Annotated in this window: 19 protein-coding genes; 16 read left to right on the top strand and 3 right to left on the bottom strand. The window is 61.4% G+C overall.

The features are described from left to right. Nucleotides 1-2 precede the first annotated feature (2 nt). From nuoG to cobJ, 12 genes are all read left to right on the top strand, one after another. Nucleotides 3-2,714 carry an NADH-quinone oxidoreductase subunit NuoG gene (gene nuoG, locus P5689_RS05530; protein ID WP_035444459.1) on the top strand — a complete coding sequence of 904 codons (2,712 nt, stop codon included), beginning with the start codon at nucleotides 3-5 and terminating at the stop codon, nucleotides 2,712-2,714. Then, entirely contained in the window at nucleotides 2,711-3,673 is a 963-nt protein-coding gene (gene nuoH, locus P5689_RS05525; protein WP_031241233.1) for an NADH-quinone oxidoreductase subunit NuoH, read from the top strand. Before nuoG ends, nuoH begins: the two co-directional genes overlap by 4 nt. Before the next feature lie 13 nt (nucleotides 3,674-3,686). Then, entirely contained in the window at nucleotides 3,687-4,199 is a 513-nt protein-coding gene (gene nuoI, locus P5689_RS05520; RefSeq protein WP_023979429.1) for an NADH-quinone oxidoreductase subunit NuoI, read from the top strand. A 2-nt stretch (nucleotides 4,200-4,201) separates the two neighbouring features. After that, on the top strand, nucleotides 4,202-4,705 hold the full coding sequence (gene nuoJ, locus P5689_RS05515) for an NADH-quinone oxidoreductase subunit J (RefSeq protein WP_023979430.1): 504 nt from the start codon (nucleotides 4,202-4,204) through the stop codon (nucleotides 4,703-4,705). Between the two features lies 1 nt (nucleotide 4,706). Continuing rightward, nucleotides 4,707-5,018, top strand: a complete 312-nt coding sequence (gene nuoK / locus P5689_RS05510; RefSeq protein WP_023979431.1) for an NADH-quinone oxidoreductase subunit NuoK — start codon at nucleotides 4,707-4,709, stop codon at nucleotides 5,016-5,018. Beyond that, the gene (gene nuoL, locus P5689_RS05505; RefSeq protein WP_285532409.1) at nucleotides 4,987-6,861 is read left to right on the top strand and encodes an NADH-quinone oxidoreductase subunit L; all 1,875 of its coding nucleotides are present in this window, start codon (nucleotides 4,987-4,989) and stop codon (nucleotides 6,859-6,861) included. Before nuoK ends, nuoL begins: the two co-directional genes overlap by 32 nt. Further along, nucleotides 6,846-8,360 carry an NADH-quinone oxidoreductase subunit M gene (locus P5689_RS05500; RefSeq protein WP_352230619.1) on the top strand — a complete coding sequence of 505 codons (1,515 nt, stop codon included), beginning with the start codon at nucleotides 6,846-6,848 and terminating at the stop codon, nucleotides 8,358-8,360. The genes nuoL and P5689_RS05500 overlap by 16 nt, the downstream gene beginning before the upstream one ends. Continuing rightward, complete coding sequence (locus tag P5689_RS05495) at nucleotides 8,360-9,808, top strand: NADH-quinone oxidoreductase subunit N (RefSeq protein WP_285532408.1); 1,449 nt, start codon at nucleotides 8,360-8,362, stop codon at nucleotides 9,806-9,808. The genes P5689_RS05500 and P5689_RS05495 overlap by 1 nt, the downstream gene beginning before the upstream one ends. Nucleotides 9,809-9,935: 127 nt before the next feature. Continuing rightward, nucleotides 9,936-11,039, top strand: coding sequence for a precorrin-3B synthase (locus tag P5689_RS05490; RefSeq protein WP_285532407.1), 1,104 nt, complete (start codon nucleotides 9,936-9,938; stop codon nucleotides 11,037-11,039). A 38-nt stretch (nucleotides 11,040-11,077) separates the two neighbouring features. Next, nucleotides 11,078-11,713, top strand: a complete 636-nt coding sequence (locus tag P5689_RS05485) for a precorrin-8X methylmutase (protein ID WP_285533844.1) — start codon at nucleotides 11,078-11,080, stop codon at nucleotides 11,711-11,713. Continuing rightward, nucleotides 11,710-12,432 (top strand): precorrin-2 C(20)-methyltransferase, encoded by a 723-nt coding sequence (locus P5689_RS05480; protein ID WP_035444460.1) that lies wholly within the window; start codon nucleotides 11,710-11,712, stop codon nucleotides 12,430-12,432. The genes P5689_RS05485 and P5689_RS05480 overlap by 4 nt, the downstream gene beginning before the upstream one ends. Continuing rightward, nucleotides 12,429-13,190, top strand: a complete 762-nt coding sequence (cobJ, locus tag P5689_RS05475) for a precorrin-3B C(17)-methyltransferase (RefSeq protein ID WP_035444461.1) — start codon at nucleotides 12,429-12,431, stop codon at nucleotides 13,188-13,190. Before P5689_RS05480 ends, cobJ begins: the two co-directional genes overlap by 4 nt. On the opposite strand, the gene P5689_RS05470 is transcribed toward cobJ, so the two are convergent. Further along, on the bottom strand, nucleotides 13,166-13,963 hold the full coding sequence (locus tag P5689_RS05470) for a cobalt-precorrin-6A reductase (protein WP_023979437.1): 798 nt from the start codon (nucleotides 13,961-13,963) through the stop codon (nucleotides 13,166-13,168). The genes cobJ and P5689_RS05470 overlap by 25 nt on opposite strands. A 3-nt stretch (nucleotides 13,964-13,966) precedes the next feature. Here P5689_RS05470 and cbiE point away from each other — a divergent pair, with 3 nt between their 5' ends. The 3 genes from cbiE to cobM are packed head-to-tail and all read left to right on the top strand — an operon-like array spanning nucleotide 13,967 to nucleotide 16,376. After that, nucleotides 13,967-15,202: a precorrin-6y C5,15-methyltransferase (decarboxylating) subunit CbiE gene (gene cbiE / locus P5689_RS05465; protein WP_285532406.1), complete on the top strand. Its 1,236-nt coding sequence runs from the start codon at nucleotides 13,967-13,969 to the stop codon at nucleotides 15,200-15,202. Then, the gene (locus tag P5689_RS05460) at nucleotides 15,199-15,582 is read left to right on the top strand and encodes a cobalamin biosynthesis protein (RefSeq protein WP_285532405.1); all 384 of its coding nucleotides are present in this window, start codon (nucleotides 15,199-15,201) and stop codon (nucleotides 15,580-15,582) included. The genes cbiE and P5689_RS05460 overlap by 4 nt, the downstream gene beginning before the upstream one ends. Beyond that, nucleotides 15,579-16,376 carry a precorrin-4 C(11)-methyltransferase gene (cobM, locus tag P5689_RS05455; protein WP_285532404.1) on the top strand — a complete coding sequence of 266 codons (798 nt, stop codon included), beginning with the start codon at nucleotides 15,579-15,581 and terminating at the stop codon, nucleotides 16,374-16,376. The genes P5689_RS05460 and cobM overlap by 4 nt, the downstream gene beginning before the upstream one ends. 109 nt (nucleotides 16,377-16,485) lie before the next feature. Here cobM and P5689_RS05450 read toward each other — a convergent pair whose 3' ends face one another. Both P5689_RS05450 and P5689_RS05445 read right to left on the bottom strand, forming a co-directional pair. Then, on the bottom strand, nucleotides 16,486-16,869 hold the full coding sequence (locus tag P5689_RS05450) for a helix-turn-helix domain-containing protein (protein WP_062165976.1): 384 nt from the start codon (nucleotides 16,867-16,869) through the stop codon (nucleotides 16,486-16,488). An 87-nt stretch (nucleotides 16,870-16,956) separates the two neighbouring features. Then, nucleotides 16,957-17,877 (bottom strand): LysR family transcriptional regulator, encoded by a 921-nt coding sequence (locus P5689_RS05445; RefSeq protein WP_285532402.1) that lies wholly within the window; start codon nucleotides 17,875-17,877, stop codon nucleotides 16,957-16,959. Between the two features lie 88 nt (nucleotides 17,878-17,965). Here P5689_RS05445 and P5689_RS05440 point away from each other — a divergent pair, with 88 nt between their 5' ends. Next, nucleotides 17,966-18,679 (top strand): pirin-like bicupin family protein, encoded by a 714-nt coding sequence (locus P5689_RS05440; RefSeq protein ID WP_285532401.1) that lies wholly within the window; start codon nucleotides 17,966-17,968, stop codon nucleotides 18,677-18,679. Nucleotides 18,680-18,815: the final 136 nt, after the last annotated feature.

Genomic DNA, 18,815 nt, shown 5'->3' with positions numbered 1-18,815 from the left:
CGATGGCAAAAATCGTAATCGACGGCCGCGAGGTTGAAGCACGTTCAGACGTGAACCTTCTGCAGGCCTGTCTCGAGGCAGGGGAAGACCTGCCCTATTTCTGCTGGCACCCGGAACTCGGGTCTGTCGGTGCATGCCGCCAGTGCGCCGTCAAGCAATATGCCAATGCCGACGACACACGCGGTCGTATCGTCATGGCCTGCATGACGCCAGTGACTGAAGGCGCGATCATCTCGGTTGAAGACCCCGAAGCCAAGGAATTCCGCGGCGAAGTGGTCGAGTGGCTGATGACGAACCACCCGCATGACTGCCCGGTCTGTGAAGAAGGTGGCGAATGTCACCTTCAGGACATGACCGTGATGACCGGTCATCGCGAGCGTCGCTATCGCTTCGACAAGCGCACCCACAACAATCAGGAACTCGGTCCTTTCGTGAAGCACGAAATGAACCGCTGCATCGCCTGCTATCGCTGTGTGCGCTTCTATCGCGATTATGCGGGCGGCCAGGATCTGGGCGTGTTTGCCTCGCATAACAACGTCTATTTCGGCCGTCATGAGAGCGGCACGTTGGAGAGCCCCTTCTCCGGTAACCTCATTGAGGTCTGCCCGACTGGCGTGTTCACCGACAAGCCGTTCTCGAAGATGTACAGCCGCAAATGGGACATGCGCGGTGCACCGTCTGTCTGCTCAAATTGCGCAACGGGCTGCAACACCATCATCAATGAGCGCGCCGGCAAGGTTCGCCGCACGCTCAACCGCTATAATGATGAGGTAAACCGCTACTTCCTGTGCGATCGCGGTCGCTTTGGTCATGGCTGGGTCAATGCCCCCACACGCCTGCGTTCAGCAGGTTACGTGATCAATGGCGACATGACGCCGGTGCCGGCCCAGGCCGCACTGGATCATTTCGGCAAGATCGCGGCTTCGGGCAAGCTGGTGGGCATCGGCTCGCCGCGTGCGTCGCTGGAATCCAACTACGCCCTGCGCAAACTCGTCGGTGCCGAGAATTTCTCGACCGGCATGGCCGAGCCGCAGCATGGCCTGGTCAAGCTGGCGGTGTCGCTGCTGGCCGCTGGCCCGGCGCGCATCGCCACCATGCATGAGATGGAAACCGCTGACGGCGCACTGATCCTGGGTGAGGATGTCTCGGCTACCTCGCCGCGCATGAGCCTAGCACTCCGCCAGATCAAGCGTACAGCCTTCAACAAGGCTGCCGATCAGGCCCGTGTCCCTCACTGGATGGACGCCTCGGTGCGTACGCTGGGTCAGGACACGATCTCGCCGCTCTTCGTGGTGTCGCCCACCGTGACCGATCTGGACGGTTTCGCGCAGGACGCCATCCGCGCCATGCCGGAAGATGCCGCGCGTCTCGGCTTCGCCATCGCGCATCGCATCGACGCTTCGGCTCCCGATGTGGCTGGTCTCACCGAAGCCGAGGCGGCTTCCGCTTCGCTCATTGCTGAAGCCCTGCTGGCTGCCGAGAAGCCCCTGCTGGTTTCGGGCCTGCAATACGCTTCGGCTGCCCTGCTTCAGGCAACGGCCAACATTGCCTCTGCTCTGGCTGCCAAGGGCAAGACGCCGCTCATCAGCTTCGTCCTGCCGGAAGCCAACTCGATGGGCCTCGCGCTGATGGACGGGCTCTCGCTCGACGAGATCGCCGCTCGCGCCGCCGATGCCACGCTGATCGTTCTCGAAAACGATCTGAGCCGCCGCCTCGATGGTGCGCAGTTCGAGGCGCTGGTGGGGAGCGCGGCCAACCTCGTGGTGCTTGATCATTCGGTCACCCCGACGGCCATTCGCTCTCAGGTCACCTTCCCCTCGGCAGCCTATTCCGAGACAGACGGCACGCTGGTCAGTGCCGAGGGCCGCGCCCAGCGCTTCTTCCAGGTGGTCTATCCCGACGCCCCGCTTCAGGCGGGCTGGCGCTGGATTGCCGATATGGCGCAGGCCGCTGGCCTCAGCCATGTGCAGCCCTGGGGCAAGCTGGACGATCTGATCGCCGAGATTGCCACGACGATGCCGGTTTTCGCCCGTATCCCCGAGGCAGCACCGGGTTCGGACTACGAACTCGAAGGCACGCCGCTGCGCAGCCAGACGCATCGCGTCAGCGGACGCACGGCCATTCGCGCCAATATCAGCGTGCGCGACATTCCGCCGCCGAGCTCGCCCGACACCCCGCTGCATTCCACAATGGAAGGCTCCTACAGCACCGACATGCCCGGAACGCTCGTGCCGTTCTATCAGGTGCCCGGCTGGAACTCCGAGCAGTCGCTGAACCGCTTCCAGCAGGAAATTGGCGGCAAGATGCGCGGTGGTGATTGCGGCGTGCGTCTGGTGGAAGGGGTGGCCAATGCGGCAGGCTCCTATGCCATGGACGTGCCGTCGGCTTTCGCTCCGCGTGCCGGTCAGTTCATGCTTTTGCCGGAAGCCCGTGTATTCGGCACGGATGAAATGAGCATGATGGCCCAGCCGATTGCTGAGCGCGCCGCCCCCGCAGTGGTGCGTATCGGCGGTACCGTGGCCACGGGTGCTCAGGTTCGTCTGTCGCTGAATGGCGAAGTGTTCACGGTCGATGCCGTCTCTGACTCTTCTCTTCCCGAAGGTGTCGCCACATGCCCGCCGCATATGGTGTCCCGCTCCTGGTCGGCACCGGGCTGGGTTTCTCTTGAAATCATGGCGCCTGCCGAGCGTATTGGAACGGAGAGCGCGGTATGATGCCCATCGTGTGGCCAATTCTTGTGATCGTCGTGACCGTCTTTGGCGTTCTCGGCGTCGCAGCGGTCTCGACCATGCTGGAGCGCCGCCTGCTTGGCGTGTTCCAGGATCGCCCCGGCCCTAACCGCGTCGGCCCGTTCGGCCTGTTTCAGGTCATCGCCGATGCGATGAAGATGCTGTTCAAGCAGGACTGGATTCCGCCTTTTGCGGACAAGCCGGTCTTTCTTGTTGCGCCGATCATCGGCTTTCTGGCCGTTCTGCTCTGCTTCGGCGTCGTGCCCATCACCCCCATCTGGGGTGTGGCGGGCGAGCTGAATGTCGGCCTGCTCTTCATTTTCGGCATGCTGGGCCTTGGCGTCTATTCGGTGGTTCTCGCCGGGTGGTCGTCCAACAACAAATACGCCCTGCTTGGTGGCATGCGTGCCGCCGCCCAGATGATTTCCTATGAAGTGTTCATGGGCCTGTCGGTCATGGGCGTTGTCATGGCGGCCGGTTCGTTCAGCATTCGCGACATCGTGGAAGCCCAGACCCATTGCTGGTTCATCATCCCGCAATGCCTGGGTGCCGTGATCTTCCTGCTTGCCGGTATTGCTGAAACGCATCGTCTGCCTTTCGACTTCCCGGAAGGCGAAAACGAAATCGGTGCCGGCTTCCATACCGAGTATTCGGGCATGAAATTCGGCATGTTCTACCTTGCCGAATATGCCGGTGTCGCGCTCAGCTCGGCCTTGATCACCACGCTTTACCTCGGTGGCTGGCATGGCCCGTTCCTGCCGCCCTTCCTGTGGTTTGCGATCAAGGTTTTCCTGCTGATCTGCTTCTACATCCTGCTGCGCGCAGCACTGCCCCGTCCTCGTTACGACCAGCTGATGTCCTTCGGCTGGAAGGTGCTGCTGCCGCTGTCTCTTCTTAACATTCTGGTCACCGGCGCGGTCGTTCTGCTGCGCGCGGGCGTCTGAGAGGGGGCGCGCCATGCTTGGTATTCTCCGCACCATATGGATGACGTTCCTGCACATGTTTCATCGCAATGAAACGGTGCAGTATCCGGACGTCAAACCGTACCTGTCCCCCCGCTATCGCGGTCGTATCGTCCTTACCCGCGATCCGAGCGGCGAAGAGCGCTGCGTGGCCTGTAATCTGTGCGCCGCGGCCTGCCCGGTAGATTGCATCAGCCTGCAGAAAGGCGAGAAGGAAGGGCGCTGGTATCCGGAATTCTTCCAGATCAATTTCTCACGCTGCATCTTCTGCGGTTTCTGTGAGGAAGCCTGCCCGACCTACGCCATTCAGCTTACGCCCGATTTCGAGATGAGCGAATATGTGCGCCAGAACCTGGTTTACGAGAAGGAAGACCTCCTGATCAGCGGACCCGGCAAGGTACATGATTACAGCTTCTATAATGTGTCGGGGCTCAAGATCCCGGGTAAGAACAAAGGTGAAGCCGAAAATGAAGCCAAGCCTATCGACATTCACGCACTGATGCCCTGATCATGAATATCATGCTTGAACTCTATGGGCTGATCGCCATCGGCGCGACCGCGTTGGCGATTACCCGCACCATCCCCGTTCACGGCCTGCTTTACCTTGTCGTGTCGCTTCTGGCGCTTGCCTGCATGTTTGAAGAGCTGGGCGCGCCTTTTGCCGCCATGCTCGAAATCATCGTCTATGCCGGCGCGATCATGGTCCTGTTCGTGTTTGTGGTCATGATGATCAATCTGGGCCAGCCCGACCAGCTTCGTGAAAAAGGCTGGTTTGCCGGTGGCGCCTGGATTGGCCCCAGCGTGATTTCGCTGCTGCTGATGGGTCTGCTGGTCTATGGCGTGAGCCACAACACCATGGCGGTGGGCACCGTTGGCGCGCCTATCGGCCCCAAGGCGGTCGGTCTGACGCTTTACGGCCCCTATATCCTGACCGTCGAGCTCTCCTCGTTCCTGCTTCTGGCAGGGCTTGTGAGCGCCTATCACATCGGCCGCCGGATCGGAGGGAAATCCTGATATGACTGCTGCCGATCCCAATGGCGCGCTCATTGTCGCCGTCATACTCTTTTCACTCGGAGCGTTGGGCGTCCTTGTACGCCGCAACCTGCTCTTCATGCTGATGTCGACCGAAATCATGCTCAATGCCGCTTGCCTCGCGTTCATCGCGGCGGGCAATCGCTGGCATATGGCGGATGGTCAGGTCATGTTCATCATGGTGGTCGCCTTCGCTGCTGCGGAATCCGCAGTTGGCCTGGCCATCATCCTGCGCATGCATGCAGCCGGACGCTCCACGCTAGATGCCGATACCGGCAATCGACTGGGGGGTTAGTCTCGTGGCCATGCTGCTTCCGCTTGTTATTTTCTGCCCCCTGGCGGTCTCCATCATCCTGATGCTGACCGGGGGCAAGCTTCCCGCACGGGCAACGACGCTTCTCGTCGGTGCCGGTATGGGGCTTTGCGCGCTTTTCGCCGTCATTTCGGCCTATAGCTTCCTTTCCGGCCCGGACTCGCTCGGTTCGCTGCACGTCGTGCTGTGGAACTGGATGAATGTCGGCTCCTTCAACGCCCAGATCGCGCTTACGCTCGACCGGCTCTCACTGGTCATGATGCTGGTGGTGTCCTGCGTCGGCTTCCTCATTCTCGTCTATGCCTGTGCCTACATGTATGACGACGAGGACATCGCGCGTTTCTTCACCTACATGACCCTGTTCGTTGCCTCCATGCTTCTGCTGGTGCTGGCATCGGATCTGCTGGGCGTGTTCATCGGGTGGGAAGGTGTGGGCCTTTGCTCCTATCTGCTCATCGGCTTCTGGTATGGCGAACAGGCCAATGCCATCGCCGCGCGAAAAGCCTTTGTGGTTACGCGTGTGGGCGATGCGCTGTTCCTGCTGGGTATGCTGCTGATGGCAACAGCCGTCGGTTCGCTGGACATCCCGACGCTTCTGGCCGTCGGCCCCCATGCCGCACCGCGCACGCTGACACTGGGCATGTTCCTGCTGCTGGGTGGTGCGATGGCCAAATCGGCCCAGGTGCCGCTCCAGACCTGGTTGCCTGATGCCATGGCCGGCCCGACGCCAGTCTCGGCGCTCATCCATGCCGCGACCATGGTCACGGCGGGTGTCTATCTTCTGGCGCGTCTGCATGGTCTGTTCGTTCTCACGCCGCTGGCGATGTTCGCCTGCGCCATTGTGGGTTTCGTGACCATTCTGCTCGCTGCGGGCAGCGCTCTGGTCCAGACCGACATCAAGCGCATCCTCGCCTATTCCACCATGAGCCAGCTTGGCTACATGTACCTCGCGCTCGGTTGCGGCGCCTGGCATGCTGCCATGTTCCATCTCGTCACGCATGCCTTCTTCAAGGCTCTGCTCTTCATGGCGGCGGGTTCGATCATCCTGCGCGTCCATCATGAGCAGGACATCTTCAAGATGGGTGGTCTGCGCAAGGACATGCCCTGGGTGTTTGCGGCATTCCTTATTGGTTCGGCTGCGCTGGCGGGTCTGCCGCTGATCACCGCCGGTTACTTCTCGAAAGAGCTCATTCTGGGCAGCGCCTATGATTTGAGCCCGATCTTCTGGGCCGGTGCGCTGTTTGGTGCCTTCCTGACCTCCATCTATATCTTCCGCTGCGTGTTCATCGTGTTCTGGGGCGGTCATCGCACCCATGCACATGGCAAGTCGGGCATCGCCATGGCCCTGCCCATGGGGATCCTGTCCGTGCTCGCCATTGCGGGTGGCTGGATGGAAATGCCGGATGCCATCGCACACGTGCATATCTTCTCCAATCTTCTTTCCCCCGTGCTCGGTGCCCTGCCTGAAGAGCACAATACCAGCCTGCTCATTCTCGGCTCTCTCGTGCCGATTGCCGGCGTGACCATCGCCTGGACGCTGTGGCGCCCGAAAGGCGAAGCTCCGGTTGCTGCCGAAAGCCCTGCCATTTCGACGCTGCGCGCCGACTGGGGTTTCGACACACTGTATGACCGGGTTTTCGTACGGCCGTTCATGGTGCTTGCCCATCTGAACCGTCGTGATTTCATCGATCGTTTCTATGATCTGGTTGCAGCCCTGACCCAGGGCGGTGGATACGCTGTTGCGAAGCTGCAGAGCGGCCAGGTGCGTCGCTATGCCGGCTGGATCGCAGCAGGAACGGTTGCAGCTCTTTGTCTGGCGGTATGATGATGTTGGCACTTCCCGCTCTTGTTCTGATCCCCTTCATCGGGGGTCTTGCAGCCTGGCTTGTCGGGCTGCGCGGCGCCTCGCGCGCGGCATCGGTTTCCTCACTCATCACGCTTGTGCTGATGGTGATCCTGCTCGCGCAGGTCACACTCAGCGCGTTGTCAGGCGGTGCCAGCGCCGGGGGATGGCTTGGCCATTTCTCCATGGCCTGGGTGCCGATGCTGGGCATCAATGTCCGGCTCGACATTGACGGTCTGAGCCTCGTCATGCTGTGGCTCAACGCGCTGATCTCCCTGCCTTGCGCGCTGCTCAGCGCACGCAACGTGGCAGATCGCGCAGGCCTGTTTCACTTCCTGCTGCTGGCGACGGTGGCCGGGATCAACGGCGTCTTCATGGCGACCGACCTGTTCCTGTTCTTCTTCTTCTGGGAGCTGATGCTCCTGCCGCTCTTCGGGGTTATCCTGATTTGGGGTGATGCAGGGCGCCAGCGCGCTGCGCTGAAATTCTTCCTGTTCACGCAGGGAAGTGGCCTGCTGATGCTGCTGGCCATCCTCGGGCTCGTCATCGTCAACGCCCAGCGCACGGGCGTCATTACGTTCGACTACTTTGCCCTGTCACAGACGGCGCTCATTGCGCCTATCGCCCCGGTGCTGATGCTCGGCTTCTTCATCGCTTTTGCGGTCAAGCTGCCTATGGTGCCTTTCCATTCGTGGCTGCCAGACACCTATGCGGCATCGCCCGCCGCTGCGAGCATTCTGCTTTCGGGTGTTCTGGCAAAGACAGGTGGCTATGGCCTGATCCGCTTCGTGGTCATGCTCTTCCCCGGTGCTGCGGCGCATCTCGCACCCATCGCCATGACGCTTGGCGTGGTCGGTATTCTGTACTGCGCATGGCTTGCCGTGGCGCAGGACGATATCAAGCGCCTCATTGCCTATTCCTCCATCAGCCATCTTGGTTTCATCCTGCTGGGTGTGTTCTCGGGCACACGCATCGGTATGGAGGGTGCCATCGCCCAGATGGTGGCGCATGGTCTCAGCACGGGCGCTCTGTTCGTGATCGCAGGGCTTCTGGAAGATCGTCTGGGGACGCGTGACATGTCGCGCATGGGTGGGCTCTGGCCTGCCATGCCGCAGTTCTCGGCACTGGCCATGTTCTTCGCCGCGGCCTCGCTTGGCCTTCCGGGGCTGGGCAACTTTGTCGGTGAGTTCTTGGTGCTCATGGGCACATGGCAGGTCAGCCATACCACGACGTTCTTCGCAGCGGCTGGTCTGGTGCTGTCGTCGGTCTACTCGCTCACTATGATGCTGCGCGTCTTCTATGGTCCGAAAAAGACCGATGCCGTGGCACCGCTTGGTGCGCCTTCCGTGCCGCATCTCGCTGTCCTTGGTGTGGCAGCCCTTCTTCTCCTTGCGCTTGGCGTCTATCCGCAGCCGGTTCTCAACCTGTCGGCACCGGCCAGCCCCCATGTCGTGAGCATCGCTCAGGAGCAGGCCCAGTAATGTCTTTCTCGTTCCTCCCCAATGCGGTGCTGGTGCTGTGCCTCGGAAGCCTGGTGCAGCTCGCAGCCATCTCCTGGCGGCGTCATGTCGTTCGTGATGCCATTCTGTGCGTGATCGTTCTTCTGGCATCGCTGGCCTCGATCATGCTGCCGACCGTGCTCGTCATGACGGGTGCCACCCCGCTTTTTGCCCCCGATACATGGGCCTCTTTTGCTGGTGCGCTGATCATCCTCTCCGCACTGGCGATTGTGCTGATGTCGCGCCATGGCGCCATCAGCGCTGACCCGAGTGTGAACAGCGAGTATTTCCTGCTGCTCACGCTGGCCACACTGGGTGGCGTGGCCATGACCGGCGCGGTTCATTTCGTGTCGTTCTTCCTTGGTCTCGAAACGCTCAGCCTGGCCCTGCTTGGTCTGATCGCGTTCCACAACCAGCGTCTCGACGCCGGTGAAGCCGCGATGAAGTATCTGCTTCTCTCGGGTGTCGCATCGGCCACGATGGTGTTCGGTTTTGCGCTGATCTACGCCGAGACCGGATCGCTGCGTTTTGCAGCCCCCGATCTCAGCCATGTTCCCGAGCCGATCATTGGTGTGATGGGGGTTATCCTCATCCTGTCGGGCATGTTCTTCAAACTGTCTGCCGTGCCGTTCCATCTCTGGCTGGCCGATGTGCTTGAAGGCACGTCCGTACCGGTGGCCGCCCTGGTGGCCGTGACATCCAAGATCGCGCTTTTTGCGGCCATGCTGCGCTACTTCTCTGCCGTCAATCTCTATGCGCCCAGCGCACAGGTGAACGAGATCCTGATCGTGGCCGTGCTCAGCATGCTGGGCGGTAACCTGATGGCCGTGGTGCAGACGGATCTGCGTCGCCTGCTCGCCGGGTCGTCCATCGCGCATGTGGGCTATCTGCTGGTGGCCTTCCTGTCACCGGGGCCGTTCGGCGTCGCTTCGGCTGCCTTCTACCTTGCGGCCTATGCGATCTCGACGCTCGGCGTGTTTGCCATCATGAACGGTGTTCTGCCGCAGGGTACCAATATCCGTGAATGGCACGGGCTGTTCCGTCGCAAGCCTGCCGCTGCGCTGGCCATGTCGATCATGCTGATTTCGCTGGCAGGTATTCCCCCGGCAGTCGGCTTCTTTGCGAAGTTCTATGTGGCGGCTGCGGGCGTTTCGGCCCATCGCACGCTTCTGCTCTTCGTTCTGATCGCCAGCAGCACGATCGGTCTGTTCTATTATCTGCGTCTGATCCTGATCATGCTGACGCCTGCGCCAGCAGATCGCGAGACCCGCGCGGAACTGACGGCGCCCACGCCGGTCAATGCAGCACTGATCACTGTGCTGGCCTGCGCCACCATCCTGCTGGGCATTTGCCCGAGCACGCTGGTCCAGCGCAGCCAGTCTCTGGTTGTGGCCCCGCCTCTCCCTGCGGCGCCAGCAACCTTGCCCTGACGAAGGCTCTCCCGAACTGGCGACTAAATGGCCGCCGGTTCATTGGAAGTCGATGAAAGCTGCATGTCCGTCGGGCGTGCAGCTTTTTTTATGCGCATTGCCCGGTCAGGAGAGGTATCACCGGGTCATGAGTTCCGCCCCCATTCGCAAAGGCTGGTGTCCAGCCCTTCATGCCCCGATGCAAACGCATGATGGCTGGCTGGTGCGTGTCACCCCGGACCCCACAGGACTGAACCCCGGGCAATCGGCCTTTCTGGCGGAATACGCCGCGCGTCATGGCAATGAGCGCATCACGCTCACCCTGCGCGGCAACCTCCAGCTCCGGGGACTCGATCATCAGGCCGCTCTCGATTTCACATCGCGTGCTGTGGCGCAAGGTCTGGGCCTTGCGGCACCACAGCAGGAAGCGCGACGCCGCATCCTGTTTGCATCGCCTCTGGCTGGTCTCGATCCCGATTGCGCTGACGATACCTTGGCTCTCGCGCATGAAATCACGCATGCGATGCAGGATTTGCCGCCCTCATGGCATCCGCCGGAGAAATTCAGCCTTGCTGTCGATGGTGGTGGACTGGTCCCCTCAGGGGCGCTGCGGGGTGATCTGGCCCTGCGCCACGAGGCAGGAGCGTGGATTTTGTACGAAGGCGCCCTGAGGCATCAACCGGACAGGACAGATCTGGTCGATGAAGTGCTGGCGGCGCTCCAGCGTTCTGCGCATCGGGCCGTTGCAGATCGGGCATTGCATCGGGCGGCACCATTTAGAGGGACGATACCGCCCTTGCTTGGTCCCTTCCTGCCCGGGTGTTTTGGTGCTGTGGCGGTGCTGGGGGAAATCAGTGCCCAGACTCTTGCCTCCATCGCTTCTGCCGGCGCAGCGATACGGCTGACACCCTGGCGCGGGCTGGTGCTTGATCGCCCTGTCGCAGCCCATGACCTGATAACCGACCCTCAGGATAGGCGAGCGGATCTCGTCGCCTGTCCGGGCGCAGGGCGCTGCGCACAGGCCCATGCGCCAACACAACGCGATGCGCTGTCGCTGGTGACTGAACTGCGCGGCAGACGGCTCCATGTCTCGGGATGCGCCAAGGGATGTGCTTCGCACGGTATTCATGATGTGACTCTGGTGGCGGGGCCAAAAGGATATGATCTCGTCTGGCAGGGGAGTGTCTCTGATCAACCTGCCGAGTCTGGTCTTGACATCGAGGACGTGCGAAGGCGTTTGCGTCGGGCATGACAGGAAGAAACGAGATGGCCCATGACCGGGGGGAGCGCATGACCGAAGAGAGTTACGACTATATCCGCGACGGCGCTGAGATCTATGTTCGGTCCTTTGCGACAATCAGGGCTGAGGCCGATCTCTCGGCTTATGGTCATGACGAGGCACGCGTTGCCGTCAGGGTCATTCATGCCTGTGGCATTGTCGATATCACCCGTAATCTCGCTTTCGCTCCCGGCTTTGTCGCCGCGGCGCGTACCGCGCTGCTGGCTGGAAAGCCCGTTCTGTGTGACTCGGAAATGGTGGCTCACGGTGTGACGCGTGCGCGGTTGCCAGCCCATAACCAGATTATCTGTACCTTGCGTGACATGCGTACACCGGAGCTGGCTAGATTTATCGGCAACACGCGATCGGCGGCGGCGGTCGATCTCTGGGGGAGCGACCTGGAGGGCGCGGTCGTGGCGATCGGCAATGCACCGACAGCCCTGTTTCGCCTGCTGGAACTCATCCTGCAGGGTGGCAAACGTCCCGCAGCCATTATCGGCATGCCGGTCGGCTTCATTGGCGCGGCAGAGTCCAAAGAGGCACTGGCAGCCTTCAATGAAATCCCTTGGGCTATCGTACGGGGTAGGCAGGGGGGAAGCGCCATGGCGGCCGCCTGTGTCAACGCGCTGGCCAGCGAGAGCGAATGACCGGTCTCTGCCAAATTCTCGGCATGGGGCCGGGTGACCCGGAATTGCTGACCCTCAAAGCGGTGCGTTACCTGCAGGCTGCGGATGTCGTGGCGTGGTTCGCTGCGTGCGGCAAACCGGGCCATGCGCGTGTCATCGCCGGTGATCATGTGCCCTCAGGCGCAGAAGAACTGCGTTTCGATTATCCATTCACCACGGCTGTGCCGGTGGAGGACCCGCGCTATCTGGTCGATATGGCCGCATTTTACGACCGTTGTGCCCAGAGGCTTTCAGAAGAGCTGGCGAAAGGGCGTCGGATTGCGCTTTTGTGCGAAGGCGACCCGTTTCTGTACGGGTCGGCCATGTATCTGTTTGACCGCCTCAGCCCGCATTTTCGCTGCGAGATCGTGCCGGGCATTACCGGGATGAGCGGTTGCTGGTCAGCCGCCCATCTGCCGATGGTGCATGGTGATGATATTCTCAGTGTATTGCCTGCAACGCTCGATGAAGCCAGTCTCTCCGCGTGGCTCGCACGGGGTGATGCGCATGTGATCATGAAGATCGGGCGCAATTTTGCGAAAGTGCGTGCAGCCCTGCAGCAAAGCGGGCGCCACGAGAAGGCGGTGTATGTCGAGCGCGGCACACAAGCCGGGCAGGTCTGCCTGCCGCTCGATCAGGCGCCGGAAAAAGCTCCTTATTTCTCGATGGTCCTCGTGCCGGGGCGAAAGCGGGCCCGATGAAGCCTGTCCTGTATGTAGTTGGTCTTGGGCCCGGTGCTACGGGTCAGATCACAGCTGAGGCGCGTGAGGCGTTGGCTGCGGCAACTGATGTGCTGGGTTACGGGCTTTATGTCACCCGCGCCTTTGCGTCGGGGGTAGACGAGCGTGCAACGCCCCATGTGACGGATAATCGTGAGGAACTCGATCGCGCCCGCCATGCGCTCGATCTGGCAACGAGCGGGCGAGTGCCTGTGGTCGTCTCGGGCGGGGACGCGGGCGTTTTCGGCATGGCGAGCGCCGTGTTCGAGGCCGTGGCAGGCGGGCCACTTGCCTGGCGTGCTATCGATATACGCGTCATACCCGGCATCAGTGCCGTGCTCGCCGCGGCGGCGAGGCTCGGGGCACCGCTTGGCGGCGATTTCTGTGTGATATCGCTCTCGGATAACCTCAAACCCTGGGACATTGTGGCGCGCCGTTTGAAAGCTGCGGCCGAAGCCGGATTTGTGATTGCGCTCTATAATCCCCGTTCTTTGGCGCGCCCTGGCCAGCTCGATCATGGATTCGAGGTGTTGCGTCGGGTGCTGCCAGGGGAGACGCATGTCGTATTTGCCCGCGCCATAGGCCGCCCCGGCGAGCATGTCCTGCATGTGCCCCTGGCTCAGGCCAGAGGCGAGGATGCGGATATGAGCACGCTGGTGCTGATTGGCTGCGCCTTCACTCATCTGATCGAACGCCCCGGCGAAACCCCCTGGCTCTACACGTTGCGCCGCGTACCCTGAAGCCGGGGATCGCCGCAGGTTACGCCGCCTTTTGAGCCGCGAAGCCTGATCCGTTCCAGCCATGTCATGGCGGCCTCGACCGTGTCGACTTCCTCGGCAGGCGGAAGAGGCGGGCGATCGACCATGATGACCTCAACGCCCAGTTGTCGGGCCGCCTCCAGCTTGGGGGCTGTGGCAGCCGCACCGGCATTTTTTGTCACGAGACAATCGATGCGATGCTTGCGAAACAGGGCGAGTTCGTCATCGAGCCGGAAAGGGCCGCATGCGAGCAGGAGGGCCGCGCCGTCTGGCAGCGCATCGCTGGGCGGATCGATACTGCGCAGAAGGTAATGATGCGGCGTATGCTTGAATGGATCGAGATCCTTGCGTCCTGTCGTCAGGAAAACCCGGCGCGGCGTCGTTCCCAGCATGGCGGGCACGGCGCTGATCCATGGCGCATGGCGCCATATCGCGCCTTCTCCGGCTCGCCATGCCGGGCGGGTAAGGCGCAGCAATGGGCGCGAACAGGCCATCGTAGCCGCAACAGCATGATGGCTCATGCGCGCAGCGAACGGATGGGTGGCATCGATCACTACGTCAGCCTCATGGCGGGTCAGCCAGGCGCTCAGCCCGGCGATGCCGCCAAACCCCCCCATGCGCATACGGGACGGAACCGGCAATGCCGACGCCGTGACACCCGCCAGAGAAAACGTGATATCATCACTCCCCCGGGACTCCAGCGCGTGACAGAGTTGGCGCGCCTCGGTGGTGCCCCCCAATATCAGGATATGCATTCCTTGCCCTCACTCTCTCCCTGTTCAGGCGCCAAACGCTGGCTGACGATCATTGGCCTGGGAGAGGACGGGTTTGATGCGCTTTCACGCAAGGCGCAACGGGCAATTCTCGAGGCAGATGTTCTGGTCGGCGGGCAGCGGCATCTGAGGCTTGTGGAGGGAAGGGGGCAGGCGCTGCGCGAGACATGGCCGTCGCCCTACGGGCAAGCCATGCAGGCTCTGGCGCGTCATGAAGGACGCAACGTCGTCGTTCTGGCCTCGGGGGATCCGTTCTTTTTCGGGATTGGTAAGCAGATCGCTGCGCATTTTGGCTCTGATGGCCTTCAGGTCATACCCTCACGCTCCTGCCTGACCCTGGCCTGTGCCAGAACAGGATGGTCGGCACAGGATGTCGGCCTTGTCTCGCTCTGCGGTCGGCCCATGAGCCGCCTGCTGCCTCATTTGCAGCTAGGTGCAAGGCTTGTCATCCTTTCGGCAGATGAGACCACGCCCGCCTCTCTGGCCGCGTGGCTGGACGAGAAGGGATGCGGTGAGAGTGTGATCCATCTGCTCGAAGCGCTCGATGGACCCGAAGAACGACAGCGGGTGTTCCGGGCCCGCGAAGGCGTACCCGGCGATGTGGCGCGGCTCAACATGATGGCGGTGGAGATTGTGGCCGGCAGGGGCGCATCATTGCTGCCTCTGGCCTGCGGTCTGCCTGACCATTTTTTCGAGCATGACGGTCAGATTACCAAACAGGAGATACGCGCGATCACCCTCAGCGCCCTTAGCCCCCATTCGGGGCAAGTGTTGTGGGATCTTGGGGCAGGATCGGGGTCGATCGGTATCGAGTGGATGCTGCGCCACCCCTCGAACCAGTGCTTTGCCATTGAACGTAGCGCAGAGCGTTGTGCGCGTATCGCTCGCAATGCGGAAGCTCTGGGTGTTGACCAGCTTCACGTGGAACAGCGTGACCTGTCTGCGCCCCTGTCCGGTATGCCGTCGCCCGATGCTGTGTTTGTCGGCGGCGGCATCAGCACGCCCGGATTGCTGGACAATGCGTGGTCTGCGCTTCGTTCTGGCGGCAGGCTGGTGGCCAATGCCGTCACGCTTGAGGGCGAGCAACGGCTTTTCGAGGCTTTTCAAGCATGGGGCGGTGCGCTATCGCGCATCAGCATGGAGCGTCTAGGACCAATAGGGACCATGCATGGATTCAGGCCGGCCATGACGGTCACACAGTACAAGGCTGTCAAACCATGATCATGGGAGGATTGGGTTGCAGGCTCGAGGCATCCCCCGAGGCCATGATTGATGTGGTGAGGCTGGCCGTCGAGCGCTGGGGCCTGCCACACGGTTTTGCCGTTCCGGCGTTCAGGCAGAACCACGCCGCTGTGCAGGCTGTGGCCCAGCTTTTCAAACTACCTGTCACGGTGGTCGATCTCCTGTCTCTCGCCTCGGCCCAGCCACGCTGTCTGACCCACTCCGAGCGCGCCCGTATGACAATGGGGTTCGGCTCCATCGCGGAAGGCTGCGCTCTGGCTGTTCTGGGGCCGCACAGCCAGTTGCTCGGCGCGCGACTTGCAGGAGACGGCGTGACCTGCGCCTTTGCCATGATCAAGGCCGGATCGCTGAGCCCGTGACCGTTCATTTTATCGGGGCGGGACCGGGGGCTGCTGATCTGATGACGCTGCGGGGCCGCGCCATTCTGGAACGCGCGCCGCTCTGTCTTTACGCGGGCTCGATCATCCCACCCGAGATCCTAGCTTTCTGTGGGCCGGACACCAGACAGATCGATACGGCGCCCCTTTGTCTCGACGAGATCGAAGCCTTGTTTGTTGCGGCTCATGAGGCCGGTGAGGACGTCGCGAGGCTCCATTCAGGTGATCTTTCGCTCTATAGTGCCGTGGCTGAACAGATTGCGCGGCTGGAGCGTAGAGGTATTGCCTACACGCTGACACCAGGTGTGCCGGCTTTCGCCGCAGCCTCTGCCGCGCTCGGGCGCGAGCTGACTGTGCCGGGCGTTGCTCAGAGTCTGGTCCTGACGCGTCTGTCAGGGCGCGCTTCGGCCATGCCAGAGGCAGAAACCCTTGAGGCTTTTGCTGCGACTGGCGCGACACTGGCGATTCATCTTGCGGTGCATCGACTGGAAGAAATTGTAAGCCGCCTGCTGCCGTTCTATGGCGCAACCTGTCCTGCTGCCGTGGTTGCGCGGGCGAGCTGGCCTGATGAACATCGCGTGCAGGGAACGCTCGCAACGATTGTTTCCCTGATGGCGGCTGAGCCCGAGGCCCGCACGGCCCTCATTCTGGTTGGCAGAGCCCTCGAGCCTAGGACGTTCCGCGAAAGTGCGCTCTATGACCCCGATTACCAGCGACGGTTTCGTGGTCGCGACAAGGATAACGTCCCACTTCCGGCACCACGTCTCGTCACTTGAGCATGATCGGTGCTGGGCAGGATAACGCGATAGATGCGGCCCGGCAGACATGGACCAAGCGTTGATGGGGCTGCCTGAAAAGAAGGGTTAAGAGACAGGAACGCCTGTTTCAGGCGATGACTTTCCCGGCGGCGTTTTGCTTGTGTACCTGTCGCTCCATCCATTTCTGGGCGGTCAGTTTCATCTCGGGATTGAGCAGGCGATAGAGGCGCAGCAGATCGTCTTCATCCGGGGTCAGGACTGCGGGGATATCCTCTTCAATCATGCCGGTCAGAAAGACCTCGGTCGAGACCCCGAAGAGGTCTGCGAGCTTGGGAATGTATTTTCTCAAACTACCGACACGTCCGGTTTCCCAAAAAGCAACAGCCGATCGTGAAACGCCCAATGTATCCGCAAGTTGTTGTTGGCTGAGACCTTGGCTTTTTCTTAACATTGCAATGCGTCTTGTGAGCGCAAAGCTTGGAGATATCTTCTGCGATCGTTCGCTGGTCATCTTTTTTAGGTCTCTGTTCTTGCGGAAGCCTGCTATCGCACCGCGTAGCATTTGAGTTAATAAGTTATCATCCGGTTCTTCGTCAAATCATGTCGAATGACGCCAGGGAGATTTTCTGAGCGCACCCCCTATATGGTCAAGGAAAGCCGATACCCGTGCCGGATGGGAACGGCCGGGGGGTGTCAGCAGGCAGAGTTCTGTTTCGGGTAAGGACCATTCCGGCATAAGCCTGATCAGTGTGCCATTTTGTATGTCCTGCGCGATCATGAACTCCGGGAATATTCCAATACCCAGCCCGGCCCGCAGCGCGGGCAAAAAGGCTTCAGCATTGTTTGAGCGGTAATGGCTCGTCGGTGGATCGACCTGCATGGTTTCCCCGTCGCGGCTCATGCGCCATGCTCCGGGGGGCTGTGTGCCTTCATAGATCAGCCCGTCATGCTCCCTGAGATCCCTGGGGTGTGATGGCGCACCATGCCGGGCGAGATAGGCCGGTGCGGCCACCAGAAACAGTGGTATGCGGCAAAGGCGCAAAGCGCGCAGCGATGAGGGGGCGTGGGCCGCGATACGTATGGCGATGTCAAACCCCCCACCGATCAGGTCAAGCTGGGTATCCGTATAGGTCATGGCGAGATGGATCTCGGGATACCGCGTCAGAAAATCCGGGAGCAGGGGTGCCACATGATTTAGACCAAAAGAGATTGGGGCGGTCAGGCGCAGCAATCCATGCGGGTGATGAACGGCCTGGCGCAATTCAGCCTCGGCAGCCTCGCCCTCGCCGAGAATTCGGTTGGCGTGGGTCAGTACGCGCTGCCCTGTTTCAGTCAGGGCGAGCTGGCGTGAGGTCCGGTTCAGCACATAGGTGCCCGTGCTGTGCTCCAGACGCGCAATGGCCTTGGAAATGGTGGGGCGCGACAGGCCAAGAGCCTGCGCCGCAGCACTGAAGGAGCCGAGCTCGACCACACGGGCAAAGATGGCCAAAGCCTCGAAGTCAGGCAAGCGCTGTGTCATGAAATGGAACCGATCTGTTGCCATTATTTCTATATCTTAACGTGCGCCCGATTGCCTATGGTCGATCATCACTCAGGAGGATCATCTCATGATCGACTACCGTCCATTTGCGTCGATCGGCCACGCCGACCATGGCTGGCTCAAGGCCGCGCATCATTTTTCCTTTGCCGGTTATCACGATCCTGCCCGTATGGGCTGGGGTGCGCTGCGCGTCTGGAATGATGACGAGATTGCACCGGATAGCGGTTTTCCCTCTCATCCGCATCGGGACATGGAGATCATCACCTATGTCCGTCAGGGGGCCATTTCACACCGTGACTCGCTAGGTAATGAGGGCCGGACTGAGGCAGGGCAGGTACAGGTCATGTCAGCCGGGACAGGGATCGTTCATAGCGAAGCCAATCTCGAGGCCATTACCACCACGCTCTTTCAGATCTGGATCCAGCCCGACCGGCGTGGTCACGCGCCCTCGTGGGGCACACGGCCTTTCCCGGTCGAGGCACGGGCCAATCGGCTGGTGACGCTGGCCTCTGGTGTCGAGGGTGATGAGGATGCGCTGCGGATCAATGCCACGGCACGGGTCCGGGCGGCGACGATCGAGAAGGGTAGCGCGCTTGAGTGGCAGCTTGAGCCCGGTTGGTCGGGCTATGCCGTTCTGGCTTCTGGCGATGTCACCCTCGTCACTCCAGGATCGCGCGTGAAACTCGCTCCACGCGATGGTGCTGCGCTGCGTGACGAGGCTCTCGTGACAATTGAAGCAGCCAGCGTTTCGGAAATCGTGATTGTCGAAACACGCGACTGATTATCGGGGCATGGTGGGGGGCTTGGGCAGGCAACGCACCCATCATGCCAGGCAGTCTGGAAGGATCGCCCTTCGCCGGCGTCAATTGTGACGCAAAATGCCTGAACATTCTTCCCTATACCCTCCCCCCTAGGGT

This window comes from Asaia sp. HumB (genome assembly GCF_030263835.1).
Taxonomy (GTDB): domain Bacteria; phylum Pseudomonadota; class Alphaproteobacteria; order Acetobacterales; family Acetobacteraceae; genus Asaia; species Asaia bogorensis.
Note: the sequence above shows the minus strand (reverse complement) of the source record. Positions and strands in the feature narration are given on the sequence as shown.